At 74.9% G+C, this 26,995-nt stretch carries 25 protein-coding genes and 1 riboswitch; of the genes, 13 read left to right on the forward strand and 12 right to left on the reverse strand.

Annotated features, from left to right (window positions below; genetic code table 11):
* Window position 1 precedes the first annotated feature (1 nt).
* Together ftsL and rsmH are read right to left on the reverse strand one after the other, a co-directional pair.
* Entirely contained in the window at window positions 2-640 is a 639-nt protein-coding gene (gene ftsL / locus AC07BS_RS18245; protein ID WP_478648179.1) for a cell division protein FtsL, read from the reverse strand.
* The gene (gene rsmH, locus AC07BS_RS18250) at window positions 637-1,596 is read right to left on the reverse strand and encodes a 16S rRNA (cytosine(1402)-N(4))-methyltransferase RsmH (RefSeq protein ID WP_478648176.1); all 960 of its coding nucleotides are present in this window, start codon (window positions 1,594-1,596) and stop codon (window positions 637-639) included. The genes ftsL and rsmH overlap by 4 nt, the downstream gene beginning before the upstream one ends.
* Window positions 1,597-1,898: 302 nt before the next feature.
* On the opposite strand from rsmH, the gene AC07BS_RS18255 reads away from it, so the two are divergent.
* The 4 genes from AC07BS_RS18255 to AC07BS_RS18270 all read left to right on the forward strand — a co-directional run bounded on the left by AC07BS_RS18255 (window position 1,899) and on the right by AC07BS_RS18270 (window position 7,337).
* A complete protein-coding gene (locus AC07BS_RS18255; RefSeq protein WP_478648173.1) occupies window positions 1,899-2,453 on the forward strand; it encodes a beta-class carbonic anhydrase in 555 nt (184 codons plus the stop codon).
* A gap of 209 nt (window positions 2,454-2,662) precedes the next feature.
* The gene (locus AC07BS_RS18260; RefSeq protein WP_478648170.1) at window positions 2,663-3,655 is read left to right on the forward strand and encodes an AAA family ATPase; all 993 of its coding nucleotides are present in this window, start codon (window positions 2,663-2,665) and stop codon (window positions 3,653-3,655) included.
* Window positions 3,655-4,998, forward strand: a complete 1,344-nt coding sequence (locus AC07BS_RS18265; RefSeq protein ID WP_478933159.1) for a DUF58 domain-containing protein — start codon at window positions 3,655-3,657, stop codon at window positions 4,996-4,998. Before AC07BS_RS18260 ends, AC07BS_RS18265 begins: the two co-directional genes overlap by 1 nt.
* Window positions 4,995-7,337 carry a transglutaminase TgpA family protein gene (locus AC07BS_RS18270; RefSeq protein WP_478933161.1) on the forward strand — a complete coding sequence of 781 codons (2,343 nt, stop codon included), beginning with the start codon at window positions 4,995-4,997 and terminating at the stop codon, window positions 7,335-7,337. Before AC07BS_RS18265 ends, AC07BS_RS18270 begins: the two co-directional genes overlap by 4 nt.
* A 102-nt stretch (window positions 7,338-7,439) precedes the next feature.
* Here the strand turns inward: AC07BS_RS18270 and AC07BS_RS18275 are convergent, their stop codons facing one another.
* Together AC07BS_RS18275 and AC07BS_RS18280 are read right to left on the reverse strand one after the other, a co-directional pair.
* Window positions 7,440-7,838 carry a DUF3040 domain-containing protein gene (locus AC07BS_RS18275; protein WP_478648162.1) on the reverse strand — a complete coding sequence of 133 codons (399 nt, stop codon included), beginning with the start codon at window positions 7,836-7,838 and terminating at the stop codon, window positions 7,440-7,442.
* Between the two features lie 238 nt (window positions 7,839-8,076).
* Window positions 8,077-8,832, reverse strand: a complete 756-nt coding sequence (locus AC07BS_RS18280; RefSeq protein WP_478648160.1) for a methyltransferase — start codon at window positions 8,830-8,832, stop codon at window positions 8,077-8,079.
* Window positions 8,833-9,025: 193 nt separating this feature from the next.
* Between AC07BS_RS18280 and AC07BS_RS18285 the strand changes: the two genes are divergently transcribed.
* Both AC07BS_RS18285 and AC07BS_RS18290 read left to right on the forward strand, forming a co-directional pair.
* Window positions 9,026-9,637, forward strand: coding sequence for a TetR/AcrR family transcriptional regulator (locus AC07BS_RS18285; RefSeq protein ID WP_478648157.1), 612 nt, complete (start codon window positions 9,026-9,028; stop codon window positions 9,635-9,637).
* Between the two features lie 325 nt (window positions 9,638-9,962).
* The gene (locus tag AC07BS_RS18290; protein WP_478933164.1) at window positions 9,963-11,471 is read left to right on the forward strand and encodes a phytoene desaturase family protein; all 1,509 of its coding nucleotides are present in this window, start codon (window positions 9,963-9,965) and stop codon (window positions 11,469-11,471) included.
* 9 nt (window positions 11,472-11,480) lie between these two features.
* On the opposite strand, the gene AC07BS_RS18295 is transcribed toward AC07BS_RS18290, so the two are convergent.
* From AC07BS_RS18295 to AC07BS_RS18315, 5 genes are all read right to left on the reverse strand, one after another.
* Window positions 11,481-12,515, reverse strand: a complete 1,035-nt coding sequence (locus AC07BS_RS18295) for a hypothetical protein (protein ID WP_478933166.1) — start codon at window positions 12,513-12,515, stop codon at window positions 11,481-11,483.
* Between the two features lie 42 nt (window positions 12,516-12,557).
* On the reverse strand, window positions 12,558-13,475 hold the full coding sequence (gene metF / locus AC07BS_RS18300; protein ID WP_478648149.1) for a methylenetetrahydrofolate reductase [NAD(P)H]: 918 nt from the start codon (window positions 13,473-13,475) through the stop codon (window positions 12,558-12,560).
* 179 nt (window positions 13,476-13,654) lie between these two features.
* Entirely contained in the window at window positions 13,655-14,308 is a 654-nt protein-coding gene (gene thiE, locus AC07BS_RS18305) for a thiamine phosphate synthase (protein WP_478933168.1), read from the reverse strand.
* An 88-nt stretch (window positions 14,309-14,396) separates the two neighbouring features.
* Window positions 14,397-14,762: an Rv2175c family DNA-binding protein gene (locus AC07BS_RS18310; protein WP_478648144.1), complete on the reverse strand. Its 366-nt coding sequence runs from the start codon at window positions 14,760-14,762 to the stop codon at window positions 14,397-14,399.
* A 92-nt stretch (window positions 14,763-14,854) separates the two neighbouring features.
* A complete protein-coding gene (locus AC07BS_RS18315; protein WP_478933171.1) occupies window positions 14,855-16,081 on the reverse strand; it encodes an NAD(P)/FAD-dependent oxidoreductase in 1,227 nt (408 codons plus the stop codon).
* 152 nt (window positions 16,082-16,233) lie between these two features.
* Window positions 16,234-16,346: riboswitch (TPP riboswitch) on the forward strand.
* On the opposite strand from AC07BS_RS18315, the gene thiO reads away from it, so the two are divergent.
* The 5 genes from thiO (at window position 16,344) to AC07BS_RS18340 (ending at window position 21,640) form a co-directional block, all read left to right on the forward strand.
* Complete coding sequence (thiO, locus tag AC07BS_RS18320; RefSeq protein ID WP_478933173.1) at window positions 16,344-17,540, forward strand: glycine oxidase ThiO; 1,197 nt, start codon at window positions 16,344-16,346, stop codon at window positions 17,538-17,540. Its footprint overlaps the riboswitch before it by 3 nt.
* A complete protein-coding gene (gene thiS, locus AC07BS_RS18325) occupies window positions 17,537-17,761 on the forward strand; it encodes a sulfur carrier protein ThiS (protein ID WP_478648136.1) in 225 nt (74 codons plus the stop codon). The genes thiO and thiS overlap by 4 nt, the downstream gene beginning before the upstream one ends.
* 5 nt (window positions 17,762-17,766) lie before the next feature.
* Window positions 17,767-18,570: a thiazole synthase gene (locus AC07BS_RS18330; protein WP_478648133.1), complete on the forward strand. Its 804-nt coding sequence runs from the start codon at window positions 17,767-17,769 to the stop codon at window positions 18,568-18,570.
* A 127-nt stretch (window positions 18,571-18,697) separates the two neighbouring features.
* The gene (pknB, locus tag AC07BS_RS18335) at window positions 18,698-20,731 is read left to right on the forward strand and encodes a Stk1 family PASTA domain-containing Ser/Thr kinase (protein WP_478648131.1); all 2,034 of its coding nucleotides are present in this window, start codon (window positions 18,698-18,700) and stop codon (window positions 20,729-20,731) included.
* Window positions 20,732-20,737: 6 nt separating this feature from the next.
* Window positions 20,738-21,640, forward strand: a complete 903-nt coding sequence (locus AC07BS_RS18340) for a deoxyribonuclease IV (RefSeq protein ID WP_478648128.1) — start codon at window positions 20,738-20,740, stop codon at window positions 21,638-21,640.
* A 30-nt stretch (window positions 21,641-21,670) separates the two neighbouring features.
* Here the strand turns inward: AC07BS_RS18340 and AC07BS_RS18345 are convergent, their stop codons facing one another.
* Window positions 21,671-22,294 (reverse strand): sulfite oxidase-like oxidoreductase, encoded by a 624-nt coding sequence (locus AC07BS_RS18345; protein ID WP_478648126.1) that lies wholly within the window; start codon window positions 22,292-22,294, stop codon window positions 21,671-21,673.
* 183 nt (window positions 22,295-22,477) lie between these two features.
* Between AC07BS_RS18345 and bfr the strand changes: the two genes are divergently transcribed.
* A complete protein-coding gene (bfr, locus tag AC07BS_RS18350) occupies window positions 22,478-22,966 on the forward strand; it encodes a bacterioferritin (RefSeq protein ID WP_478648123.1) in 489 nt (162 codons plus the stop codon).
* A gap of 15 nt (window positions 22,967-22,981) precedes the next feature.
* On the opposite strand, the gene AC07BS_RS18355 is transcribed toward bfr, so the two are convergent.
* The gene (locus tag AC07BS_RS18355) at window positions 22,982-23,236 is read right to left on the reverse strand and encodes a (2Fe-2S)-binding protein (protein WP_478648121.1); all 255 of its coding nucleotides are present in this window, start codon (window positions 23,234-23,236) and stop codon (window positions 22,982-22,984) included.
* A 156-nt stretch (window positions 23,237-23,392) separates the two neighbouring features.
* Window positions 23,393-24,742, reverse strand: coding sequence for a class II 3-deoxy-7-phosphoheptulonate synthase (locus AC07BS_RS18360; RefSeq protein ID WP_478648119.1), 1,350 nt, complete (start codon window positions 24,740-24,742; stop codon window positions 23,393-23,395).
* 300 nt (window positions 24,743-25,042) lie between these two features.
* Between AC07BS_RS18360 and AC07BS_RS18365 the strand changes: the two genes are divergently transcribed.
* Window positions 25,043-26,992 carry an anthranilate synthase family protein gene (locus AC07BS_RS18365; protein WP_478933177.1) on the forward strand — a complete coding sequence of 650 codons (1,950 nt, stop codon included), beginning with the start codon at window positions 25,043-25,045 and terminating at the stop codon, window positions 26,990-26,992.
* Window positions 26,993-26,995: the final 3 nt, after the last annotated feature.

A 26,995-nucleotide genomic window follows, 5' to 3' on the forward strand; every position in this document is an offset into this window, starting at 1 on the left:
CCTACCTGATCTGCTCGGTGTGCCCGGCCGCCGGGGCCGGGGGAAGGGCCGGAGCCGGGACGGCCGGCGTGCGCGCGGGGCCGGCGGGACCCGCGGGGGCCGGGGGCCGTACGGGCTCGGGCGCCACGGGCTGCGGCGGCACGGCGGCGGAGGGCGCGGCCGGGGCCGGGGGCACCGCGGCCGGGGGCGGGGCGGGGGCGCGGGGAGCCGCGGGGGGCTCGGCGTCCGGGGCCCGGGGCGGCGTCGCGGGGGCCACGTAGGCGGCCGGGTCGGCGGGGGCCTCGGAGCCGGCGGGGACGGGCACGCCGCTGACGGTGCCGTCGGAGTTGAGGAAGGCGGGGCTGCCGCCGGGGATCATGCCCAGCTCGCGGGCCCGGCGCTCCAGCGCGTCGGGCGCGGCGAGCTGGTCGACCTCCTGCTGGAGGGCCTGCTGCTCGTCCTTCAGCTCGGTGGTCTTGCGCTGCAACCGGCTGAGCTCGAAGGAGCCCTGGTTGAGGGAGGAATTCAGCAGCAGCAGGGAGATCAGCCCGGAGCCCAGCAGCACCACGACGAGCAGGACGAAGGGGGTGCGCTTCGCGCCGAGGGGCCCGATGGGCAGCAGCCTGCCCAGGAGGCTGCCCCGCCGGGCCGCCGGGCTCACCGGATGTCCTCGCGGATGCGTTCGACGCCGCGCAGCCGGGCGGGGGCGGCCCTGCGGTTCTCGGCGACCTCCTCCTCGGTGGGCAGCTCGGCGCCCCGGGTGAGGAGCTTCAGGCGCGGCTGGTACTCCTCGGGCACCACCGGCAGGCCGGGCGGCGCTGTGCTGGTGGCGCCGGCCGCGAAGACGCCCTTGACGATGCGGTCCTCCAGCGACTGGTACGACAGCACGGCGACGCGCCCGCCGACGGCGAGGGCCTTCACGGCCGCCGGAATGGCCGCCTCCACGCTGGCCAGCTCCGCGTTGACCTCGATGCGCAGGGCCTGGAAGGTGCGCTTGGCGGGGTTGCCGCCGGTGCGCTTGGCGGCCTGCGGGAGGGCGTCGCGGATCAGCTCGACGAGCCGGGCGCTGTTGGTGAAGGGCTCCTTCTCGCGCTCCCGGACGATGGCCGAGACGATCCGCTTGGCCTGCTTCTCCTCGCCGTAGGCGCGCAGGATGCGCACCAGCTCGCCCGGCGGGTAGGTGTTGAGGACCTCGGCGGCGCTGATGCCGGTCGTCTGGTCCATGCGCATGTCGAGCGGGGCGTCCTGGGCGTAGGCGAAGCCGCGGTCGGCCTCGTCGAGCTGCATGGAGGACACGCCGAGGTCGAAGAGGACGCCCTGGACCTTGGGGATGCCCAGCCGCTCCAGCACCTCGGGCAGCTCGTGGTAGACGGCCCGCACCAGCGTGGCGCGCTCGCCGTAGGGGGCGAGGCGCTCGCCGGCCAGCGCGAGGGCGGTGGGATCGCGGTCGAGGGCGATCAGCCGGCACTCGGGGAACGCCTTGAGCAGCGCCTCGCTGTGTCCGCCGGCGCCGAGCGTGCAGTCGACCACGACCGCTCCGGGCTCGGTGAGGGCGGGGGCGAGCATGTCCAGGCAGCGCTGGAGCATGACGGGGACGTGTCGCGCGTTGCTGCTCATGCGCCCTTCTGAGAGTCGGGGGAGGCGGCCCCCGCGCGCCGGGGCACGCACCGCCGGGTCCCCGCCCGCTCGAAGGGGAAGCGGCCGCTTCGGCGCCGGGGAAGCGACGCCGGGGCGACCGGGAGCGGGAGGAGGCCGAGGGGTGCGTGCGCACCGCGCGCGCGGTTTTCTGCCGGGTCCAAGGGGAGCGTCACGCCTCCCACTTCGCGCCACTTTAGTCCACTCGTCCCCTCGGTCAACCAACCGCCAGGCGCGTCACTCCGCGCGTGCGCCGCGGCCGGTCGCCGACTACCTTCGTCCCTATGCCGATAACCGAGCCTCAGCCGCAAAAGCCCAGCTCCGACGCCGGGCACATGGAACCCACGGTCACCGACCACCTGGTCGAGGCCAATGCGAAGTACGCGAGCTCGTTCCGCGACCCCGGGATGGACGCCCGGCCGGTGCTCAAGGTCGCGGTCGTGGCCTGTATGGACGCCCGCCTGGACCTCCACGCGGCGCTCGGCCTGGAGCTGGGCGACTGCCACACCATCCGCAACGCCGGCGGCGTGGTCACCGATGACATCATCCGCTCGCTCACCATCAGCCAGCGCGCGCTGGGCACCCGCTCGGTCGTGCTGATCCACCACACCGGCTGCGGTCTGCTGAACCTGACCGAGGACTTCCGCCACGAGATCGAGGCCGAGGTCGGCCAGCGGCCCGCGTGGGCCGTGGAGGCGTTCAAGGACCTCGACCAGGACGTGCGCCAGTCCATGCAGCGGGTGCGGACGTCCCCGTTCCTGCCGCACCGCGACGACGTGCGCGGTTTCGTCTTCGATGTCACCACGGGGCTGCTGCGCGAGATCGACCCGCGCCCCTAGCCGGCGCGCCCCGGCGGAGGGATTGATTCCGCATCGCGGCCGGTCGCCGGGGGCCGACGAGTTGTCCACAGGCGGTGACGGGAACCGCCGTATGCGGACAGAATGCGTAGGACGCCGCCCCGTGATCGCGGGCGGTGTCCACGCTGGAGGGGGGCCGGTCCGTGATCCGTCGGACCCACGCCCCGGCACATGGGGCCGAGGAGGGCCGGGTGACCACCTATGACGATCGAGCGAGCGAGCTGACCACGACCGCGGACCGTGTCCGCGGGGCGGTGGAGAGCGTGATCGAGGGCAAGCCGGAGGTCGTGCGGCTGGCCCTGACCGTGCTGCTCGCCGAGGGTCACCTGCTGATCGAGGACGTCCCCGGGGTGGGCAAGACGATGCTCGCCAAGGCGCTGGCCCGCTCCCTGGACTGCTCGGTGCGGCGCATCCAGTTCACGCCCGACCTGCTGCCCTCGGACATCACCGGCGTCAGCGTCTACGACCAGCAGCGCCGCGACTTCGAGTTCAAGCCCGGCGCGATCTTCGCCCAGATCGTGATCGGCGACGAGATCAACCGCGCCTCCCCCAAGACCCAGTCGGCGCTGCTGGAGTCCATGGAGGAACGCCAGGTCACCGTCGACGGGCGCACCTATGAGCTGCCCGCCCCCTTCATGGTGGTCGCCACGCAGAACCCGGTGGAGATGGAGGGCACGTATCCGCTGCCCGAGGCGCAGCGCGACCGCTTCATGGCCCGGGTGTCCATGGGCTATCCCAGCCCCGAGGCCGAGCTGCGGATGCTGGACGCCCACGCCGGCTTCTCCCCGCTCGACGACCTCCAGCCGGTGGCGCACGCCCACGAGATCGTCAAGCTCACCGACGCCGTGCGCGCCGTCCACGTCGCCGAGGCCGTCCGGCGGTACGCGGTCGACCTGGTCACCGCCACCCGCCACCACCCCGAGCTCAGACTCGGCGCGTCGCCCCGCGCGACGCTCCATCTGGTCCGGGCCGCCAAGGCGGCCGCGGCCCTCGCGGGCCGCGACTTCGTCCTGCCCGACGACGTACGGGCGCTGGCCGTCCCGGTGCTCGCCCACCGCCTGCTGCCCACGGCCCAGGCCCGCCTGAACCGGCGGACGGCGGAGCTGGTCGTCGTCGACATCCTGCAGCGCACCCCGCTGCCCGACCCGTTCGGTCAGCAGCCGCCGGGCGCCCGGAGGCCGTGATGTCCGCCGGCACCCCACCGCGGCCGGGCCGGCTCGCGGAGCTCGGCGCCGCGTTCGCCGGGCTGACCACCCGGGGCCGCTCGTTCCTGGCGGCCGGCATCGCCGCGGGCGCCTGCTCCTACGTCCTGGGCCAGGAGGACCTGCTGCGCGTCGGGCTGCTGCTGTCCGCGCTCCCCGTGGTCTGCGTGCTCGTCCTCCACGGCACCCGCCACCGCGTCACCGGCAGCCGGCGGCTGGCGCCCGTCCGGGTGGCGGCGCTGGGCGAGGCCCGGGTGAGCCTGCGCCTGGAGAACGTCTCCCGGCTGCCCACCGGCCTGCTGATGCTCCAGGACCAGGTGCCCTACTCCCTCGGCCCGCGCCCCCGCTTCGTGCTGGACCGGGTGGAGCCCGGCGGCCGCCGCGAGATGTCCTACCGGGTCCGCTCCCCGCTGCGCGGCCGCTATCCGCTGGGCCCGCTCCAGCTGCGGCTGACGGACCCCTTCGGGATGTGCGAGCTGACCCGGGGCTTCCACGCCCAGGACACGCTGACGGTCGTGCCTCGCGTCGACGCCCTGCCGCCGCTGCGGCTGGGCGGCGAGGCCCCCGGCCACGGCGACGGCGGCCTCCGCTCCCTCGCCCTGGCCGGCGAGGACGACGTCATCCCGCGCGAGTACCGCCACGGCGACGACCTCCGCCGGGTGCACTGGCGCTCTACGGCCCGCCACGGCGAGCTCATGGTGCGCCGCGAGGAGCAGCCGCGGCGCGCCCACGGCACGGTCCTGCTGGACACCCGGGCCACGGCCTACGAGGGCGCGGGCCCGGACGCGCCCTTCGAATGGGCCGTCTCGGGGGCCGCCTCCGCCGCGCTGCACCTGCGGGAGCGCGGGTTCGCGGTGCGGCTGCTGACCGACACCGGCGCCTTCCTGCCGGGCCTCGACGCCCCGGGCGGGCCCGCCGGCGCGGCCCACGGGCCGGACGAAGCCCTGGCCGGGCCGCTGCTCGACGCCCTGGCCGTGCTGGAGCACTCCGGGGGCACCGGGCTCTCGGCCGCCTACGACGCGCTGCGCGACGGCGCGGGCCTGCTCATCGCCTTCCTCGGCCGGCTGGACGAGCGGCAGGCGGAGGTGGCCGCCCGGATGCGGCCGCGCGGCGGCACCGCCGTCGCCTTCGTGCTGGACGCCGACGCCTGGGCGGGCCGCCGCCCGGCGCCCGGGGCCGGGCGGTGGCAGCGGCCCCTGCGCGAGGCGGGATGGACGGTGCTGCCGGTCGGCCCCGGGGTGCCGCTGGCCGATCTGTGGCGTCCGGCGAGCGTGCCGGAGGCCCCGCGGGCGACGGCGTCCGGGGCGACGGGAGGCCGGGCGTGAACGGCCGGACGTGGCTCGCCGTCTGCGGCGCGCTGGCGACGCTCGGCGCGGCCTGCGCCACGCTGCCGCTGGTCGACCGGGCCGACTGGCTCCTTCAGGCCGCCCTGCTGCTGGCGGTGCAGACGGCCGTCGGCGTGGTGGCCCGCCGGGCGGCGCCCGCCGGGCCGCTCACCGTCGCGCTCCAGGCGGTGACCGCGATCCTGCTGCTCACCGTGGTCTTCGCGCGGGAGCGGGCCCTCGGCGGGGTGCTCCCGGGGCCCGCGGCCTGCGAGGAGTTCGCCCGGCTGCTGCGCGCGGGCATGGACGACATCGGGCGGTACGCCATCCCGGCCCCCGCCACCCTCGCCATCAGGTTCCTGCTGGTCGGCGGAGTGCTGCTGATCGGCCTGGTGGTGGACGCGCTGGCCGTGACGTACCGCGCCGCGGCCCCGGCCGGCCTGCCGCTGCTCGCCCTGTATTCGATCGGCGCCGGCCTCGCCCGGGGCGGCGGGCAGCACCTGTGGTTCCTGCCGGCCGCGGCCGGCTTCCTGCTGCTGCTCCTGGCCGAGGGCCGCGACCGCCTCACCCGCTGGGGCCGCGTCCACGGCGGGGGACACCCCGCGGGCCCGGACGGCCCGGCCGCCCTCGGCGGCGGCCGCGCCCCCGCCCCACTGCGAACCGGCCACCGCATCGGCGTGCTCGTGCTGGGCGTCGCGCTGCTGGCGCCGGCGGTGCTGCCGTCGATCGACGGCGGGCTGCTGCAACCGCGCGGCAGGGGTGCCGGGGCCGGCGGCTCCGGCGGCACCATCTCGGCCGTCAATCCCCTCGTGTCGCTCCAGAACAGCCTCAACCAGCCGGAGAACCGCGAGGTCCTGCGCTACCGAGCGGCCCCCACCGGCGGCCCGGACCTGTATCTGCGGATCGTCTCCCTCGACCGGTTCGACGGGGCGTCATGGCGCGCCTCCGAGCGGCGCATCACGGGCGTGCCGTCGCCGCTGCTGCCCGCGCCCCAGGGCCTGGCGCCCGAGGTGCGCACGGAGGAGATCGGCCTCTCCGTCGCCGCGGCGCCCGGCTACGCCCAGAACTACCTGCCGATGCCCTACCCCGCCCGGCAGGTCACCCGGCTCACCGGCGCCTGGCGGTACGAGCCGGAGGGCCGCACCCTGGTCGGCGACCACGGCCAGACCACCCGGGGCCTGCGCTACGAGCTCACCGCCCTGCGCGTACAGCCGACGGCCGCCCAGCTCGGCGCGGCGCCCGCGCCCCCGCGGGCGCTGCTGCGCGAGTACACCACGGTCCCGGACAGCGTGCCGCCCGTGGTGGCGCGGACCGCCCGCGAGGTGACGGCCGGGGCCGCGAACGCCTACGAACAGGCGGTGCGGCTCCAGGAGTTCTTCGCCGTGAACGGCGGCTTCCGCTACGACACCGAGGTGCGCTCGGGCAGCGGCGAGGACGCCATGGCCCGCTTCCTGGAGGAGAAGCGCGGCTTCTGTGTGCACTTCTCCTTCTCCATGGCGGCCATGGCACGGACCCTGGGCATCCCCGCCCGGGTCGCGGTCGGCTTCGCCCCGGGCACCCCGCAGCCGGACGGTTCGGTGTCGGTGGGGTCCAAGGACGCCCACGCCTGGCCCGAGCTGTACTTCGAGGGCGCCGGGTGGACCCGGTTCGAGCCCACCCCCAGCCGGGGCTCCCAGCCCGAGTACACCGTGGCCCAGGCGCCCACCGCGCCCGACCCGGCAGCCCCGGCGCCGGTGCCCAGCCGCGGGACCGTCCCCTCGGCGGCGCCCTCGGTGGACGCGGCCTGCCCGCCGGAGCTGCGCAAGCTCCAGGGCTGCCCCGGCACGCCGCCGAGCGCGGCCGCGGCCGCCCCGGGCGAGGACACCTCACCGCTCACCGTCGTGGGCCTGGTGCTGGCCGCCCTCGCCGCGCTGGCGCTGCCCCTGCTGCCGATGCTGCTGCGGAACCGCGCCCGGGCCCGGCGGCTCGGCGGGGCCGGCGGCACCGCCGCGGAGCCGGGGGCGCGCACACTGGCCGCCTGGCGCGAGCTGACCGACTCGGCCTGGGACTACGGCATCCCTCCCGACGACACGCGCACCCCCAGGATGGCCGCCGACCGCATCGTGACGACGGCCGGGCTGACCGCCCCGGCCGCCGAGGCCGCCGGGCGGGTGGCCACGGCGGTCGAGCGGACGCTCTACGCGCCCCGGCCGCGCCCGGCCGACGGCCTGGCCGCCGACGTCGAGCTGGTCCGGGCCGGCCTCCACGCCACGGCCACCCGTGCCACCCGCCTCAGGGCCCGCTTCGCCCCCCGCAGCACGGCCCGCCTGCTCCAGGGACTCCTCAGGCGCCGGACGGGCTGAACAGCCCGTCCGGCGGCTGAGGACACGAAGGACACAAAGGAGAAGGACACAAAAGAGGGGGCCGCGACTACGTCCCGGCCCCCTCTTGGGAAGACTGAAGGCTCAGTGGCCCTGCTCGTCGCGGCGGCGCTGCCAGCGCTGCTCGATGCGGTCCATCATGCCGCGCCGCCGGCCCGCCGGCCGCCGCGGCATGCCGCCCATCGGGCCGGCGTTCCGCTGCACACCGGGCCTGGGCGCCTTGCGCCACCCCGTCACCGCGAGCACGGCACAGCTCAGCATGACGAGGAAGCCCGCCACGCTGATCCAGATGCGCTGGGCGACCATTCCGGCCATGAGGAGCGCGATGCCCACCAGAAAACCCGCGACCGCCTGGTAGACCCGTCGCCGGGTGTACGTGCGCAGGCCGCTGCCCTCGAGCGCTGTCGCGAACTTGGGATCTTCGGCGTACAGCGCTCGCTCCATCTGCTCGAGCATGCGCTGCTCGTGCTCCGAGAGCGGCACGGAGTCCTCCTACTCGTCGGTCGCGGGGGGCGACCGGGGTGCGACCCTTTCAGGATAGGCAGGGAATCGCCCCCGTGAAACCCGCCCCTCTGCGCCAATTCGGCCACCGGCCCCGCCTGTGGCGATCGATGCCGTCGGGACGTACATTCCCTGCCCGCCGATCCGCCATGCCGGACGGTGTCCCCCGATCATACGGGGCGGACGGGCGGATCGGGCGGGCCCTCGGGGATGCCCCCGATCAGCCCCGCTCGGCGAGGACGTGCAGCTGAGTGGCCACCGAGTGGAAGGCGGGGATCTCCGCGACGGCGGTCTCCAGCCTCAGGAGCGCGTCCGCGGCGCCGGGCTCGGCGTCGACCAGCACCCCGGGCACCAGATCGGCGAAGACGCGTACGCCGTGCACCGCGGAGACCTCCAGTCCGGCGTCGGCCACCAGGCCGGAGAGCTGGTCGGCGGTGAACCGGCGGGTGACGGGGTCGCCGGCGCCCCAGTGCCCGGAGGGGTCGGTGAGCGCCTGGTGGGCCTCGGTGAAGTGGCCGGCGAGGGCGCGGGCGAGGACCGCGCCGCCCAGCCCGGCGGCGAGCAGGCTGAGGGTGCCGGAGGGGCGCAGCGCGGCGACGGCGTTGCGCACGCTCTCGGCGGGGTCCTCGACGTACTCGAGCACGCCGTGGCAGAGGACGAGGTCGTAGCCGCCGCGCTCGGCGACGTCGAAGAGGCCGTGGGCGTCGCCCTGGACGCCGCGCACGCGCTCGGCGACGCCGGCCTCGGCGGCGCGCCGCTCCAGGGCGAAGAGCGCGTTGGGGCTGGGGTCGACGACGGTGACGCGGTGGCCGAGCCGGGCCAGCGGCACGGCGAACCTGCCGGAGCCGCCCCCGGTGTCCAGGACCTCCAGGTCCTCCCGGCCGGCGGCCTTGACCCGGCGGTCCAGGGCGTCCCGGAGGACCTCCCAGACCACGGCGGTACGGAGGGAGGCCCGGGGGCGAAGGGGGTCTGACACGGCGGGTGGCTCCTCGGCGGCGGAACGGCTCGTCTCCGGCGCGGTCCGCCGGCGGCCCCAGCCTAATGGGCGTTCCCGCCCGGGGGTTGACCGCCGGGGCGGCGCGCGCGGAGCCGGCGCGGCCGGCAAAGGTGTCGCGGCGGAGGCCGGGTCCGTGCACGCGGGCACCGTGGGTACGGGGAGAATCACCCCCATGGACAGCAGCGGTACACGCCGCCGGAACACCCGGCGGAAGCTCTTCGACGCGGCGGTCACGCTCATCGCCGAGCAGGGCTTCTCCTCCACCACGGTGGACGAGATCGCCGAGCGCGCCGGGGTGGCGAAGGGCACGGTCTACTACAACTTCGCCAGCAAGACCGTCCTCTTCGAGGAGCTGCTGCGGCACGGCATCGAGCTGCTGACGGACTCCCTGCAGGCCGCGGCCGACGAGACCGCCGAGCGCGGCGGCGGCCGGGTCGACGCGCTGGACGCGATGATCCGGGCCGGGCTCGACTTCATCACCCGCCATCCGGCGCTGATGCAGCTGTACGTGGCCGAGCTGTGGCGCACCAACCGGACGTGGCAGTCGACGCTGACGCAGGTCCGGCAGCGGGCGATCGCGGTGATCGAGGCGGTGCTGCGGGAGGCGGTCGCGGAGGGCGAGCTGAGCGAGGAGATCGACGTGCCGCTGACGGCGTCCGCGCTGTTCGGGATGGTGCTGGTGGCGGCGCTGGACTGGCGGTCGTTCCAGCCGGAGCGGTCGATCGACGAGGTCCACGCGGCGCTGTCGCGGCTGCTCCAGGGGCGGGTGGGCGGCGGCCGCTGAGCCGCGCGGAGTCCGTACGCGGACGGGTGCCGCCGTCCCGGTGCGGACCGATCCCCCTCGGCCCGCGCCGGAACGGCGTTCCCCCGTGTCTCCCCCCGAGCCCCGGTGGTGCGTGGGACTCCCGTTCCCCCCGGTCGCGGCGGGTCCGCCGAGCCGTTCCGCCGCCCCGTGTCGGCGGTGCGGCCCCGGCGTCCCCTCCGTGGGCACCACTCTCCCCCGCGGACGGGGCCCGGCCCATCCGCGCGGGTACTCATCCCGGCGCCTAGGTACGCGTACTCAGACCCGGCCGCCGGGCGGTGGGGGCGGTGCCGGATAAGGTCGGCGCATGGCACGGATTGCGGTGATAGGCGCCGGGATGGGCGCGATGGCGGCCGCCGCCCGGCTGGCCGTCGCGGGCCACCGGGTGGCGGTGTACGAGCGGGGCACGACCCATGGCGGTGGCGTCGGGCGGCTGGAGCGGGACGGGTTCGTCTTCGACACCGGGCCGGGGCTGCTGCACCTGCCCGCCGTCTACCGCGACCTGTTCGTCAAGACCGGCAAGGAGTCGCTGGAGGCGAGCCTGGAGCTGGTCCAGGTCGACCCGGCGAGCCGGCACGTCCTCCCCGACGGCACGGACGTGACGCTGCCCAACGCCTCGCGGGCCGGCGTCGTGGCCGCCCTGGACGCGGCGGTCGGCGCGGGCGCGGGCGAGCGCTGGAGCGACCTCGTCAACCGGGGGCGCGACGTCTGGGACGCCACGCGGCGCCCGCTGCTGGAGGAGCCGCTGCGCCCCGAACGGGTCACGGCCCTCGGCCGGGACCCGTACCCGGCGGTGCGCGGGCGCGGGCTCTTCCGGCGTGCCGCGCCCGCCACGCTGGCCGCCGTCGCCCGCCGCGAGTTGAAGGACGCGCGGCTCGCCGCGCTGCTGGAGGGCCACGCCCTGGCCTACGGGCTCGATCCGCGGCACGCGCCCGCGAGCGCGACCGTGCTGCCGTACATGGAGCAGACCTTCGGCAGCTGGTACGTGCGCGGTGGGCTGCGCGCCCTCGCCGACGCCCTGTACGAGCGGTGCCGGGCGCGGCGGGTGGAGTTCTTCTTCGGCGCCGAGGTCGTGGGGCTGGTGGAGGAGGACGGGCGCGCGGCCGGGGTGCGGCTGGCCTCCGGCGAGGTGGCCGGGGCCGACATGGTGGTGGCCGCGGTGCCGCCCGCCCGGCTCGCGGCCGTGGCGCCCGGTGCGGCCGGTGAGGTGTCCGGGCCCTCGGGTCCGCCGCCCGGCCGGTTCGGTGTCTTCCTGGCGGTGTCCGGCGCCCGGCCCGCCGGCACGGTACATCGCACGGTGGTCCACGCGTCCGCCCGCGAGGCCGAGTTGGACGCGGTGTTCGGCGGGCGCGGCGCGGGGACGGACTACGCGCCGACGGTGACGGTGCTGCGGCCGGACGACCCGGCGACGCGCCCGGGCGACGACCACGAGGCCGTGACGCTCACCGCGACGGTCGCCCCGCACGGGCGGGTGGACTGGTCGGCGCCGGGGACGGCCGCCGCGTTCGCCGAGCGGATGGTCCGGGCCGCCGAGGCGGCGGTGCCGGGGCTGCGGGAGCGGCTGCTGTGGCACGAGGTGCGCACGCCGGCCGACACGGAGGCGGAGACGGGCGCCGAGGGCGGCGGTGTGCCGGCGCCGGCCCTGGCCGGCGCGGAGGGCGCGTATCTGCGGCCGGGCAACGCCACGGCGCTGCCCGGTCTGTACCGGGCGGGCGGGTTCGCGCATCCCGGCGGCGGGCTGGCGCACGCCGGGATGTCGGGGGCGATGGTCGCCGGGCTGATCGTGGACGGGGCCGACTGGCGCGGCTCGCAGTAGCCCCGCGGGTCAGTAGCGGTAGTGCTGCTGACCGTCGTAGCCCTGACCGCCCTGATGGCCCTGACCGCCGTGGCCGCCCTGACCGCCCTGGCCGTGCTGCTGCGGCGGGTACGGCCGGCCGCCGCCGGGCGGGATGTCGGTGTCGCGCTGCTGCGGCACCCAGATGCCGCCGGGCGGGGTGTCGAAGTCGTACTGCGGCGTGTACACCCCGGCGCTCTGGCCGCCGTCGCCGTACTGCTGTTGCTGTCCGTACGGCTGCTGCTGCCCGTAGGCGTCGTACTGCTCGTAGGACGGGGGGCGGTTGCCGATGTACGGGTCGGAGTACGAGGCGTACTGGCCGCCCTGGCCGTAGTCGTACTGCCCGGCGTAACCGCCCTGGGCGGGGGCGGTGCCGGGGTTCCGGCCGTCGTAGCCGTCGTACGCGCCGAAGACGTTGTCGTCCGAGCCGCCGTCGGGGTCGTAGCCGGTGTGGTGCGGCTGTTCGGCCGTGGGCTGCTGGGGCACGGCGGGCATGAGCTCGGTGGCGGCGGCGTCCAGGCCCGGGGCGGGCGGGGGCGTGCCGGGGCCGGTGGCCGTCGTGGTGGGCTCCGGGCCGGTGGCGGGGGCCGGCGCCGCGGGGCCGCCCTTGCGGCGGCGTCCGGCGGCGCGACCGCCGCGGCCCTCGGCCGCGGCCTTGTCGGCGCCCGGGGCGTTCGCGGCCTTCGCGGGGGCACCGCCCTTGCGGCTCTTGCGGCCGTTACGGCCCGCCCGGCCCTGCGGGGCGCCGCTCTCCCCGCCCGCGTCGCCGTCCTTGCGGCGCAGGGCCCAGCCCATGGAGAAGCCGCGCCGGAACGAGAGCGTCACAAAGGTCTGGCCGACACCGAAGGCGACGGCGCCGACCACGATGACGGCGACGGACGGCACGAGCACGCCCGCCACCACGCCGAGGAAGCCGGTGAAGGCCAGGAGCCGCCAGCGCAGCCGCGCCTTGTACTGGAGCAGCACCTCGCCGAGCAGCCAGAGCGCGACGACGCCGAACGCGATGTAGAGGACCGTCCAGCCCATTAACGCCCCTCTCGTTCGGCCGCCCGTTCCCGGCCGGCCGTGTCAGGGCCGCTGGTGCAGCCCCAGGTTCTCGTAGATCTCCAACGTGGCCGTCGAGTGGTTCAGGGTGATGAAGTGCAACCCGGGGATCTCCTCGGCCATCAACCGGGCACACAGGTCCGTCGCGTACTCGATTCCGATCGAGCGTACAGCGGCCGCGTCGTCCTTCACCGCGAGGATCCGCTCCGCGAGGTCCGGAGGGAACGCCGCGTTGCTCAGCTGCGCGAATCGTTCGATCTGGCGCACGTTGGTGACCGGCATGATTTCCGGAATGATCGGTGTTTGGCAACCCGCCGCCGCGACCCTGTCGCGCAGCCGCAGATAATCCTCCGGATAGAAGAACATCTGAGTGATCGCGAAATCCGCGCCCGCCCGGCATTTGTCGACGAAGTGCCGGACGTCGGTCTCCCAGTCGGTGGAGCGCGGGTGCATCTCCGGGAACGCCGCGACGCCCACGCAGAAGTCGCCGGACTCCTTGATGAGCCGCACCAGGTCGACCGCGTGGTCGAGGCCCTCCGGGTGACGGGTCCAGGCGCCCATGGGGTCGCCGGGCGGGTCGCCGCGCAGGGCCAGCATGTTGCGGATGCCCACATCGGCGTACTGGCCGATGACGTTGCGCAGCTCGGCCACGGAGTGGTTGACCGCGGTGAGGTGGGCGACCGGGGTCAGCGTGGTGTCGGTGGCGATGCGCTCGGTCGCGCGGACGGTGCCCTCGCGGGAGGAGCCGCCGGCGCCGTAGGTGACGGAGACGAAGGTGGGTCCGACGGCTTCGATGCGCCGGATCGCGTTCCACAGGGTCCGCTCGCCCTTTTCGGTCCTCGGGGCAGCGAATTCGAACGAATACGAACGCTCGCCGGAGGCGAGCAGCTCACGCACCGTGCGCGCGTGGTCCGTCCTGGTGGAGGCAGTACCAAGGGCCATACCGGCAAGTTAACCAGCGGGTCCGTGCACCCCCAAGCGGATCAACGAATTGTCCGGTTCGCCGGTCAACTGTCCGCCGATCGTCCCACTCCTCGGACAGCGGGCGTCTCATCCGCCGCCGGGAACTCCGTCCGGAACACCGTCCGGAACGCCGTCCGGAACACCGTCCGGCCGGGCGCTCAGAGGGCGTGGGCGCGGATCCGCTTCGCCAGCCGGGCCGCGGCCGCGCCCGGGTCGTCGGCCTCGGTGATGGCGCGCACCACCACGATCCGCCGGGCGCCGGCGGCCAGCACCTCGTCGAGGTTGTCCTCGTCGATGCCGCCGATGGCGAACCAGGGGCGCTCGGTGCCGAGCGAGGCGGCGTACCGCACCAGGGACAGGCCGGGGGCGTGCCGGCCCGGCTTGGTGGGGGTCGGCCAGCAGGGGCCGGTGCAGAAGTAATCCGTGCCGGGCTCGGCGGCGGCCGCGTCGACCTCGGCCTCGGCGTGGGTGGAGCGGCCGACGAGGACGTCCTGCCCGAGGATCGCCCGCGCGGCGGGCACCGGGAGGTCGCGCTGGCCCAGATGGAGCACGTCGGAGCCGGCGGCGTGCGCGACGTCCGCGCGGTCGTTGACCGCGAACGACTTGCCGTGGCGGCGGGCGGCGTCGGCGAACACCGCGAGGTGCTCCAGCTCCTCCCCCGCCTCCATGCCCTTGTCCCGCAGCTGGACGATGTCCACGCCGGAGGAGAGCACGGCGTCGAGGAACTCCGGGAGGTCGCCCTGGCGCCTGCGCGCGTCGGTGCACAGATACAGCCGGGCGTCGGCGAGACGCTCGCGCGCGGTGACGGACATCGGGTGTTTCTCCCCCCGGTCGGCGGTGCACGGGCCCTCCTCGGACCCGTGCACCGGACTCTCTATCGCTGGACGGCGCTCGGGGCCGTCAGACGGCGAGCGCCTGGGCGCGGCGCTTCACCTCCGTGCCGCGATTCTCGCGCAGCGCCTGCGCGGGGGTCCCCGGCAGGGTCTCGTCGGGGGTGAACAGCCACTCCAGCATCTCCTCGTCGCTGAAGCCGTCGTCCCTCAGCAGCGTCAAGGTACCGGCCAGGCCCTTGACCACCTTGCCCTCGCCGATGAAGTCGGCAGGCACCATGAGCACTCGGTTCTCGCCACGACGCACGGCGATCAGCTGGCCCTCCTTCACCAGCTGTCGTACGCGCGTCACCTCCACATCGAGCTCCTCCGCGATGTCGGGGAGGTTGAGCCAGGCGGGGACGAGTGCATCGATCTTCGTGTCAATCTCGGTCACAGGGACAAGCCTGCCATCCTGGACTGACAGCCGGTAGCCGGGTTGACCCGAGCCGGTCCCCCGACCGGCCCGGAGGTCACCCCACCGGCCCCTCAGAGCACGGCGGATTTCAGCGGCACCGACGCGTCGGCGGCCTTCGCCCGGTCCAGCAACGCCCCCTGCTCGATGAGCCTGCGGCCCTGCGCGAGGTCGCGCGGGCGCCCCACGGCCAGCAGCGCCACCAGCACGCCCGCGCGCAGCCAGCACACCGACCAGGCGGCGCTCTCCGGGTCGCCGCGCCACACCAGCTCGTCGGCGCCCGCGTGGTGCCCGGCGTACTGCACGAAGCGGCCGAACTGCTCGGACCAGAAGTACGGCACCGGGTCGTAGACCGGTCCCTCGGCCGGGCCGTGGACGATGTTCTCGGCGACGGTCCGCGGCCCCTGGAGGGCGTTGTCCCAGTGGTGCACCAGCAGCCGCTCGCCGTAGCGGGCCGAGGGGAACGACGCACAGTCGCCGACCGCGTAGACGTCCGGCAGGGAGGTGCGCAGCCGGTCGTCGGTGACGACGGAACGGTCCTCCGCCAGCTCGATGCCCGAGCCGGCCAGCCAGGTCGTCGCCGGGCGGGCCCCGATGCCGACGACCACCGCGCCGGCGGGCAGCCGGGTGCCGTCGTCCAGGACGACCGCGCCCTCCTCCACGGCCGCCACCTTCGCGCCGGTCACCAGACGGGCGCCGCTGTGCGCGTACCAGCCGGCCATGTGCGCCGCGACCTCGGCCGGCATGGCGCCCGCGAGCGGCCGGTCCGCGGCCTCGACCACGGTCACCCGGCAGCCCGCCTCGCGCGCGGCGGTGGCGAACTCGGCGCCGATCCAGCCGGCCCCGACGGCGACCACGTCGCGCTGCTCGGCCAGCACCGGTCGCAGCCCCTCGGCGTCGTCCACCGTGCGCAGGACGTGCACGCCGGGCACGCCCTCGCTGCCGGGCAGGGTGACGGGCTCGGCACCGGTGGCGACGACCAGGACGTCGTACGGCACCGGGCCCCGGTCGGTGTCCAGCAGGTGCTCGGCGGCGCGCAGCCCGGTGACCTCGCGCCCGAGCTCCAGGTCGATGCCGAGCGAGTCGAAGTCCACCTCGAAGGCGGACCCCTCGGCCTTGCCGAGGAGCACGGCCTTGGACAGCGGGGGGCGGTCGTAGGGCCGGTGGGGCTCGGCGCCCAGCAGGGAGATCGCGCCGTCCCAGCCCTGCTCACGCAGGGCGACGGCGGTCTGCACCCCGGCCATGCCCGCGCCGACGATGACGACGCGCCGGTCACTGGAGGTGTTCGTCTGCTCGCTCACCCGGTCAACTGTAGGACGGCGACCCGGCTCCACCGGGGCAACCGGTGACGAGACCTCTGACACAGCGTCACGATGTTTGCCGCGCGGATCACCGTGAACGACGCGCGGGCCGCCCTTCCGGCCCCTCGGCGGGGCGTACTACTGTGGCCGCTGCAAGCACTCGCGGGAGCCCGGACGCACCGGGCTGAGAGGGAGGCTGGACGGCCTCCGACCGTACGAACCTGATCCGGGTCATGCCGGCGAAGGGAGGGGCTGGAAGCCCATGCACGCGCGGCACACCCATGACGTCCTGGTCATCGGCGGCGGCGTCATCGGCCTGGTCACGGCCTGGCGCGCCGCCCAGCGCGGGCTGCGCGCGGCGGTCGCCGACCCGGCGCCCGGCGGCGGCGCGGCCCAGGTCGCGGCCGGCATGCTGGCCGCCGTCACCGAACTGCACTACGGCGAGGAGACGCTGCTCGCCCTCAACCTCGCCTCCGCGCGCCGCTATCCGGCGTTCACGGCCGAGCTGGAGGAGGCCAGCGGTCTCGACACCGGCTACCGCGCCTGCGGCACGCTCGCCGTCGCCCTCGACGCCGACGACCGGGCCCACCTGCGCGAGCTCCACGAGCTCCAGCTGCGCTGCGGCCTCGACGCGCGGTGGCTGTCCGGGCGCGAGTGCCGCCGGCTGGAGCCGATGCTGGCGCCCGGCGTACGCGGCGGGCTGCGGGTGGACGGCGACCACCAGACCGACCCCCGGCGCCTGGCGCGGGCCCTGCTGACGGCCTGTGAGCGGGCGGGCGTGGTGTTCCACCGCCAGGAGGCGGTCCGGGCGCTGCTCGCCGGCGACCGCGCGACCGGGGCCGAGCTGGCCGACGGCACCCGGGTGGCGGCCGACCGGACGGTGCTGGCCGCGGGCAGTCTCAGCGGCCGGCTGCCGGGCCTGCCCCCGGAGGTGCTGCCACCCGTCCGCCCGGTCAAGGGCCAGGTGCTGCGGCTGCGCGTACCGGACGCCTACCGGCCCTTCCTCTCCCGCACGGTCCGGGCGGTCGTGCGCGGCGGCCCGGTGTACCTGGTGCCGCGCGAGAACGGCGAGCTGGTCGTCGGCGCGACCAGCGAGGAGCTCGGCTGGGACACCACGGTCACCGCCGGCGGCGTCTACGAGCTGCTGCGCGACGCCCACGAGCTGGTGCCGGGCATCACCGAGCTGCCGCTGGTGGAGACCCGTGCCGGGCTGCGCCCCGGCACGCCCGACAACGCCCCGCTGCTCGGCCCCACGGCCCTGCCGGGCCTGCTCGCGGCCACCGGCCACTACCGCAACGGCGTGCTGCTCACCCCGGTCACCGGCGATGTGATGGCCGAGGTGCTCACCACCGGGCACCTGCCCGAGGAGGCCCGCCCGTTCTCCCCCCGACGTTTCACCCCCTCCCCCGTCGCCCCGGCGGCGCGGGAGGCCTCCCCATCCCAGGAGCAGCCCGCATGACCGGCAGCGACGTGACCACCCACACCATCAGCGTCAACGGCGAGCACCGTGCCGTCCCGGCCGGGACGACCCTCGACGGGCTCGTGGCGACCCTCACCCCCGCGCGCGGCGGCGTGGCCGCGGCGGTCAACGAGGCCGTCGTCCCCCGCGGCCAGTGGCCGCTCACCCCGCTCGCCGCCGGCGACCGGGTCGAGGTCCTCACCGCGGTGCAGGGAGGCTGATCACCATGGCGGACGACCTGCTCACCATCGCGGACACCCCGTTCACCTCCCGGCTGATCATGGGCACGGGCGGGGCCCCCAGCCTCGACGTGCTGGAGCGGGCCCTGCTGGCCTCCGGCACGGAGCTGACCACGGTCGCGATGCGCCGCCTCGACGCGACCGTGCGCGGCTCGGTGCTCTCGGTCCTGGAGAAGCACGGCATCCGGGTGCTGCCGAACACGGCGGGCTGTTTCACCGCCGGGGAGGCGGTCCTCACCGCCCGGCTGGCCCGCGAGGCGCTCGGCACCGACTGGGTCAAGCTGGAGGTGATCGCCGACGAGCGCACCCTGCTGCCGGACCCGATCGAGCTGCTGGACGCCGCCGAGATCCTGGTCGACGACGGCTTCACGGTGCTGCCGTACACCAACGACGACCCGGTGCTGGCCCGCAAGCTGGAGGACGTCGGCTGCGCGGCGATCATGCCGCTGGGGGCGCCCATCGGCTCCGGCCTGGGCATCCGCAACCCCCACAACTTCCAGCTCATCACCGAGCGCGCCGGGGTCCCGGTGATCCTGGACGCGGGCGCGGGCACGGCCTCCGACGCGGCGCTCGCCATGGAGCTGGGCTGCGCGGCGGTGATGCTCGCCTCGGCGGTGACGCGCGCCCAGGAGCCGGTGCTGATGGCCGAGGCCATGCGGCACGCGGTGGAGGCCGGGCGGCTGGCCCACCGGGCCGGGCGGATCCCGCGCCGCCACTTCGCCGAGGCCTCCTCGCCCGTGGCGGGCATGGCGGAGCTGGACCCGGAGCGACCGGCCTTCCGGGCGGTCTGAGGCGGCCCTCGGGCCCGCCCCGGCGGGGAACGGCCCGGCGGCGGCCCTGTCACCGTTCGGCAATAGAACGGATGCGCGGGGCGCACGCCGTCCGGGCGGCCCATCGTGGCTCGTAGACTCCTGTGCCGTGGATACGACCCTGCCGGACCCCCTCGTCGATCACCTGCTCGACGGCCGTTACCGCGTCGAGGCGCGGATCGCCGTGGGCGGCATGGCCACGGTCTACCGTGCCCTGGACACCCGGCTCGACCGGGTGCTCGCGCTCAAGGTGATGCACCCCTCGCTGGCCGCCGACGGCGCCTTCGTGGACCGTTTCATCCGCGAGGCCAAGTCGGTCGCCCGGCTCGACCACGCCAATGTGGTGAGCGTCTTCGACCAGGGCACCGACGGCCCGTACGTCTATCTCGCGATGGAGTACGTGGCCGGCTGCACCCTGCGCGACGTGCTGCGCGAGCGGGGAGCCCTGACGCCGCGCGCGGCCCTCGACATCGCCGAGCCGATCCTGGCGGCGCTCGGCGCGGCCCACGTCGCGGGGCTGGTGCACCGCGACATGAAGCCGGAGAACGTGCTCATCGGCGACGACGGCAGGGTCAAGGTCGCCGACTTCGGGCTGGTGCGCGCGGTGGACACCCACACCAGCGCCTCCACGGGCTCGGTCCTGGGCACCGTCTCCTACCTCGCCCCCGAGCAGATCGAGTACGGCACGGCCGACACCCGGGCCGACGTCTACGCCTGCGGCGTGGTGCTCTACGAGATGCTCACCGGCGCCCGGCCGCACACCGGCGGCACCGCGGCCCAGGTGCTCTACCAGCACCTCCACGAGGACGTGCCGCCGCCGTCGGCCGCCGTGCCGGGGCTCGCCCCGGAGCTGGACGCGCTGGTGGCCGCCGCCACCGCCCGCGACCCGGGCCGCCGCCCGGTCGACGCGGTCGAGCTGCTGGCCCTGGCCCGGGAGGTCCGCGCCGCCCTGACCGACGCGCGGCTGGACGCGGCCCCGCCGCACCCCGCGCCCGCCACCGCCCTGGACGGGGCCGACGCCGGGTCCGAGGACCGTACGAGCGTGATCCCCCGGGTGACCGTCGCGCCGGACGCCGGGCCGGCGGGTGCCGAGGAGCGCACCAGCGTCATCCCGCGCGTGGTCGCACCGCCGCGGCCCGCCGACGACGACCTCCACCACACCGCCCGGCTGGAGCCCGTGCCGGCCTCCGTGGCGGCCTCCGCGCCGCCCGGCCGGACGCCCCCGCCGGCGCCGGCCGGACCCGCCCGCCGGCTGCCGCCGCGCCGCTGGATCATCGCCGCGCTGGGCGCCCTGCTGGCCGTCCTGGCCGGCACCGGCGTCTGGTACATCAACTCCGGGCAGTTCACGGCGGTGCCCGGGGTGCTGGACCTGACGCGGGCCGAGGCGGAGCGGAAGCTGGACTCGGCCGGGCTGGCCGTACGGATCGAGCAGACCTTCAGCGAGACCGTCGAGCGCGGCCATGTGGTGGCCACCGACCCCGGCCCGGGCAAGCGGATCCGCAAGACCGGCCGGGTCACCCTCACCGTCTCCCGCGGCCCGCAGAAGGCCGAGGTGCCCAACGTCGCCGGGCTGCCGCTGGACCAGGCGAAGAAGAAGATCGAGGACCAGGGCCTGACGGTCGGGGAGATCGGCAAGCAGTTCAGCGACGAGACGCCCAAGGGCTCGGTGCTGTCCACCGACCCCAGGCCCGGTTCGCAGCTGCGGCCCGACTCGGCGGTGGCGCTCGTCGTCAGCCAGGGCCGGCAGATCGCCGTGCCGGACGTGTCCGGGATGTCGTCCGACGCCGCCACCTCGGCGCTGCGCGACGCGGGCCTCCAGATCAAGGTCGCGGACGACCAGGTCTTCTCCGACCGGCCCAAGGGCGCCGTGGCCCAGCAGTCCCCCGCCAAGGGGGCGCAGGCCGCCGAGGGCGACACCGTGACCGTCACCCTCTCCAAGGGCAAGGAGATGGTCGCGGTCCCGGACGTCACCGGGAAGAGCGAGGCCGAGGCCCGGGCCATGCTGACCGGCGCGGGCCTCGGGGTGAAGGTGGAACGGCCGTTCCTCTTCCCCAAGGACTCCGTCGAGAGCCAGTCCGTCCGGGGCGGCGACCAGGCCGCCAAGGGCGACACCATCGTCATCCGCATGAAGAGCGGCTTCTAGAGGACCATGAGCACCACTGTCACCACCCCCGCCACCGATCTCGTCCCGGGCCGCGCCCGCAACCCCGTCGGCGGCCACATCCCCGTGGCCGGCGGCCTGGCCAGGGTGGGCCTGCCCTACGCCCGGGCGATGGGCGCCGAGGCCGTCCAGGTCTTCGTCGCCAACCCGCGCGGCTGGGCCACACCGGCCGGCGACCCGGCACAGGACGAGGCGTTCCGCGCCGCCTGCGCGGCCGAGGACCTTCCCGTCTTCGTCCACGCCCCGTACCTGATCAACTTCGGCTCGCACACCGGGGCGACGGTCGAGCGGTCCGTCGAGTCCCTGCGGCACTCGCTGCGCCGCGGCCGGGAGATCGGGGCGCGCGGCGTCGTGGTCCACACCGGTTCGGCGACCGGCGGGCGGCCCCGGGCCGAGGCCCTGGCCCAGGTCCACGAGCGGCTGCTGCCGCTGCTGGAGGAGCTCGGCCACGCCGACGACCCGCGGCTGCTGCTGGAGCCGACGGCGGGTCAGGGCGCCTCGCTGTGCTCGCTGGTGGACGACCTCGGCCCGTACTTCGAGGCGCTGGAGCACCATCCGATGCTGGGCGTCTGCCTGGACACCTGCCACGCCTTCGCCGCCGGGCACGACCTGGCCGGGCCCGGCGGGATGAAGCGGGCGCTCGACGAGCTGGTGGACGTGGCCGGCGAGGGCCGGCTGGGACTGATCCACGCCAACGACTCCAAGGACGTCGTCGGCGCGCACAAGGACCGGCACGAGAACATCGGCTCCGGCCACATCGGCGCCGAGCCGTTCGCCGAGCTGTTCGCGCACGCGGCGACGGCCGGCGTGCCACTGACGATCGAGACGCCCGGCGGCCCGGAGGGACACGCCGCGGACGTGGCGCGGCTGAAGGCCCTGCGCGACGGCTGAGGACGGCGGGCCCGGGGGCCCGGGAGCGTCCTACAGCTCCGGGCCCTCGCCCGGCTTCTCCTGGTACGAGTAGCGCTGCTCGCTCCAGGGGTCGCCGATGTTGTGGTAGCCGCGCTCCTCCCAGAAGCCGCGCCGGTCGGTGGTCATGTACTCCACGCCGCGCACCCACTTGGGGCCCTTCCAGGCGTAGAGGTGGGGGACGACCAGGCGTACCGGGAATCCGTGCTCGGCGGTGAGGAGCTCACCGTCCTTGTGCGTGGCGAAGACGGTGTCCGGGGCGGTGAAGTCGGCGAGCCGCAGGTTCGAGCTGTAGCCGTACTCGGCCCACACCATCACATGCGTGACCTCGGGCGCGGGCGGGGCCAGTTCGAGGATCGCCCGGGCCGAGACGCCGCCCCACTCCGCGTCGAGCATGCTGTACTTCGTGACGCAGTGGAGGTCCGCCACCACCGTGGAGTACGGCAGCGCGGAGAACTCGTCGTGCGTCCAGCAGCGCTTGTCGCCGTCCGCGGTGGCCCCGAAGACACGGAATTCCCAGCGGTCCGGCCGGAACCTGGGCACCGGGCCGTAGTGCGTCACCGGCCAGCCGCGCTGGAGCCGCTGCCCCGGGGGCAGCTCCCCTTTGCGGCTTTCGGTGTTTTTCGAGGGCCCCATGGCTCAATGGTGTCAGACCCCCGGGGGTGCTGATGACCAGGGGTGGCACTATCCGGACAAGCCCCACTAAGTGTGAACTTACTGGACGGCCGCATGGGGCGGTGCGAGGATGCGCGCAATCCGCCGTCCTCCCCCACCGGCCCGAACGGCCATGGGTGGTGCCCCCAGGAAGGAGCCGCCGCGATGCAGGGCGACCCCGAGGTCATCGAGTTCCTGAACGAGCAGCTGACCGCCGAGCTGACCGCGATCAATCAGTACTTCCTCCACGCCAAGCTGCAGGAGCACCACGGCTGGACGAAGATCGCGTCACATACGCGCGCCGAGTCCTTCGACGAGATGCGGCACGCGGAGACCCTCACCGACAGGATCATCTTCCTGGAGGGCCTGCCCAACTATCAGCGGCTCTTCCACGTACGGATCGGTCAGACGATCACCGAGATGTTCCAGGCCGACCGCCAGGTCGAGGTCGAGGCCATCGACCGCCTGCGGCGGGGGGTGGAGGTCATGCGTGCCAAGGGCGACATCACCTCGGCCAACATCTTCGAGTCGATCCTCGCGGACGAGGAGGACCACATCGACTACCTCGACACCCAGCTGGAGCTGATCGAGAAGCTGGGCGAACCGCTCTACATCGCGCAGTTCATCGAGCAGGAGAACGGCGGCGGCGACTGATCCGCCGGACAGGCCCTACGCCGCGGCGCCGGCCGCGGCGGCCGGTATGAGCGCCGTGCCGGCGCCGAGCACATCGGCGTCGCCCCGGTCGGCGAGCTCCCGGCGGGGGCACGCGCCCCGGCCGAGCAGGGCCTGGATGCGGCGCACACAGCCGCCGCAGTCGGTGCCGGCCTTGCAGGCGGAGGCGATCTGGCGGGGCGTGCACGCACCCTTGTCCGCGTGCTCACGCACCTGCTGCTCCGTGATGCCGAAGCACGAGCAGACGTACACGCGGTCACCGCCTTGCGCCGGCCGATAGGCCGAGTAGATCAATAAGGTAACCCTTACCTTACCGTTCCCGGCGGCCCGGCCACAACGCGGTGGGGCCCGGATCACAGATCGATCCGGGCCCCACGCGTTCACCGAGGGCGGTCACCGCCCGCGCGGTCACTGGTCGCGGTACATCTCCGCGACCAGGAAGGCCAGGTCCAGGGACTGGCTGCGGTTGAGGCGCGGGTCGCACGCCGTCTCGTAGCGCTGGTGGAGGTCGTCGACGAAGATCTCGTCGCCGCCGCCCACGCACTCGGTGACGTCGTCACCGGTGAGCTCGACGTGGATGCCGCCCGGGTGGGTGCCCAGGCCCTTGTGGACCTCGAAGAAGCCCTTGACCTCGTCCAGGACGTCGTCGAAGCGGCGGGTCTTGTGCCCCGAGGCGGCCTCGAAGGTGTTGCCGTGCATCGGGTCGCACACCCACACCACCTGGGCGCCGGACGCCGTGACCTTCTCCACCAGCGTGGGGAGCTTGTCGCGGATCTTGTCCGCACCCATCCGGGTGATGAAGGTGAGCCGGCCGGGCTCGCGCTCCGGGTCGAGCCGCTCGATGAGGGTCAGCGCGTCCTCGGGCGTCGTCGTCGGGCCGAGCTTCACCCCGATCGGGTTACGGATCTTGGAGGCGAACTCGATGTGCGCGCCGTCCAGCTGCCGGGTGCGCTCACCGATCCAGACCATGTGGCCGGAGACGTCGTACAGCTGCCCGGTCCGCGAGTCCACGCGGGTCAGCGCCGACTCGTAGTCCAGGACCAGCGCCTCGTGGGAGGCGTAGAACTCGACGGTCCTGAACTCCTCCGGGTCCACCCCGCAGGCGTTCATGAAGTTCATCGCCCGGTCGATCTCGCGGGCCAGCTGCTCGTAGCGCTGACCGGACGGCGAGGACCGCACGAAGTCCTGGTTCCAGGCGTGCACCTGGCGCAGGTCGGCGTAGCCACCGGTGGTGAAGGCGCGCACCAGGTTCAGCGTCGAGGCCGAGGCCTGGTACATCCGCTTCAGCCGCTGCGGGTCCGGCGTACGGGCCTCGGCGGTGAAGGCGAAGCCGTTGACGGAGTCGCCGCGGTACGTCGGCAGGGTCACGCCGTCGCGGGTCTCGGTCGGCTTGGAGCGCGGCTTGCTGTACTGGCCGGCGATACGGCCGACCTTCACGACGGGAACGGACCCGGCGTACGTGAGGACCGCGCCCATCTGGAGCAGGGTCTTGAGCTTGTTGCGGATCTGGTCGGCGCCGACGGCGTCGAACGCCTCCGCGCAGTCACCGCCCTGGAGCAGGAACGCCTCTCCCCGCGCGACGGCTCCCAGGCGCTGGCGCAGCTGGTCGCACTCGCCGGCGAAGACGAGGGGCGGATAGGACTCGAGCTCGGCGATCACATCGCGCAGAGCCTCTTGGTCCGGCCAGTCAGGCTGCTGCGCCGCGGGCAGGGAGCGCCAGGTGTTGCCACCGGCGTGGATATCAGCGTTCACGGTCACGCCCTCAACAGTACGGGGTCGGACCCGCCGTCCAGCGTTCGGACCGGACTCTGAGACGAATCCTGAGACAGACATTCGTGAAATCCGGGACGGGCCCCATGGCCGTCGGGTAGGGTGCCCGGCATGTACGTGCTCTGGAATCAAAACCAGAACCAGAACTGGTGGTGGACCGCTCCCCGGGCGGCCCACTGATCGCGCGTACCGTCGATCGTTCGCGAAGGCCGCCCCGAGGGGCGGCCTTCGGCGTTCCCCGGGACGCCACCGCGGGGCCGTTCCTCCCCCAGGAAGGAACACCTCGTCATGACCACCACCGCCGCCGACCTCCTCGCCCGGCTCACGGCCCCGGACCACCCGCCCTTCGCCCTGCTCCACCGCCGCACCCCGGGTCGGGCCGGCGACACCGTCGAGCTGCTGACCGGGCCGGTCTCCGAGGTCGCCCGGCTCGGCGACATCCCGCTGCCGGCCGGCCCCGCGTACACGGAGGGCTCGGCGCACGGCGGCCCCGTCCACGACGCGCTGGCCCTCGTCCCCTTCCGGCAGATCCGCGAGCGCGGCTTCGACGTGCGCGACGACGGCACCCCGCTGCTCGTCCTGCGCCCGGAGGAGACCCACGAGCTGCCGCTCGCCGAGGTCGCCGCGGCCCTGCCGGACCACGAGGTGCGGGTCGAGGGCGGCGCCTTCGACATCGGCGACGAGGAGTACGCGCGGATCGTCGGGCGTGTCGTCGAGGACGAGATCGGCACGGGCGAGGGCGCCAACTTCGTCATCCGCCGCACCTTCGAGGGCGAGATCCACGGCTTCGTCGCCGCCGACGCGCTCGCCCTCTTCCGCCGCCTGCTGGCCGGCGAGCGCGGGGCCTACTGGACCTACGTCGTCCACACCGGCGACCGCGTCCTGGTCGGCGCCAGCCCCGAGGTGCACGTCCGGATGGCCGGCGGCACGGTCGTCATGAACCCCATCAGCGGCACCTACCGCTACCCCGCCGGCGGCCCCACCCCCGAGGGCCTCCTCGGCTTCCTCCACGACCGCAAGGAGGTGGAGGAGCTGTCCATGGTCGTGGACGAGGAGCTGAAGATGATGTGCACCGTCGGCGACATGGGCGGCGTGGTCGTCGGCCCCCGGCTGCGCGAGATGGCCCACCTCGCCCACACCGAGTACGAGCTGCGCGGACGCTCCTCGCTCGATGTGCGCGACGTGCTGCGCGAGACCATGTTCGCGGCCACCGTCACCGGCTCGCCCGTCCAGAACGCCTGCCGCGTCATCGAGCGCCACGAGCCGCGCGGCCGCGGCTACTACGCCGGGGCCCTGGCCCTGATCGGCCGCGACGCCGGCGGCGCGCAGACGCTGGACTCCCCCATCCTCATCCGCACCGCCGACATCGACCGCCGCGGCCGGCTCCGGGTGGGCGTCGGCGCCACCCTCGTCCGCCGCTCCGACCCCCACGGCGAGGTCGCCGAGACCCACGCCAAGGCCGCGGGCGTGCTGGCCGCCCTGGGGGTACGGCCGGCCGCCGTACGCCCCGCGGCCGCCCCGGCCGTACGGCTGGGCGACGACGTACGGGTACGGGCCGCGCTGGACGCCCGGCGGGCGGATCTGGCCCCCTTCTGGCTCCGGATGCGGACCCCCGTGCCCGCCGGCCCGGCCACCGGCCACGCGCTGGTCGTCGACGCCGAGGACACCTTCACGGCGATGCTCGCCCATCTGCTGCGCGCCGCGGGCCTGACGGTGACCGTCCGCCGCCACGACGAGCCGGGCCTGCGGGAGGCGGCCCTGGCCCACACCGGCCCGGTGGTGCTGGGCCCCGGCCCCGGCAACCCCTCCGACCCGGCCGACCCCCGGATGCGCGCGCTCCGCGCCCTGACCGCCGACCTGCTGCGCCGCCATCGGCACGGCCTGCTCGGTGTATGCCTGGGCCACGAGCTGATCGCCGCCGAGCTCGGCCTGGAGATCGTCCGCAAGGCGGTGCCGTTCCAGGGGGCGCAGGAGCGGATCGACTTCTTCGGCCGGGAGGAGACGGTGGGCTTCTACAACACGTTCACCGCGCGGAGCGACGAGGCCGCGGCCGCGGAGCTGGCGATGCACGGCATCGAGGTGAGCCGGGATCCGGCCACCGGGGACGTGCACGCGCTGCGCGGCCGCGGTTTCGCCGGCGTCCAGTTCCACCCGGAGTCGGTGCTGACCCTCAACGGGTCGGCCGTCGTCGCCGAGCTGCTGACCGCCGTCCTCGTCCGGCCCACGCCCTTGTCGTAGGAC

It is taken from the genome of Streptomyces sp. NPDC044063 (assembly GCF_056434285.1).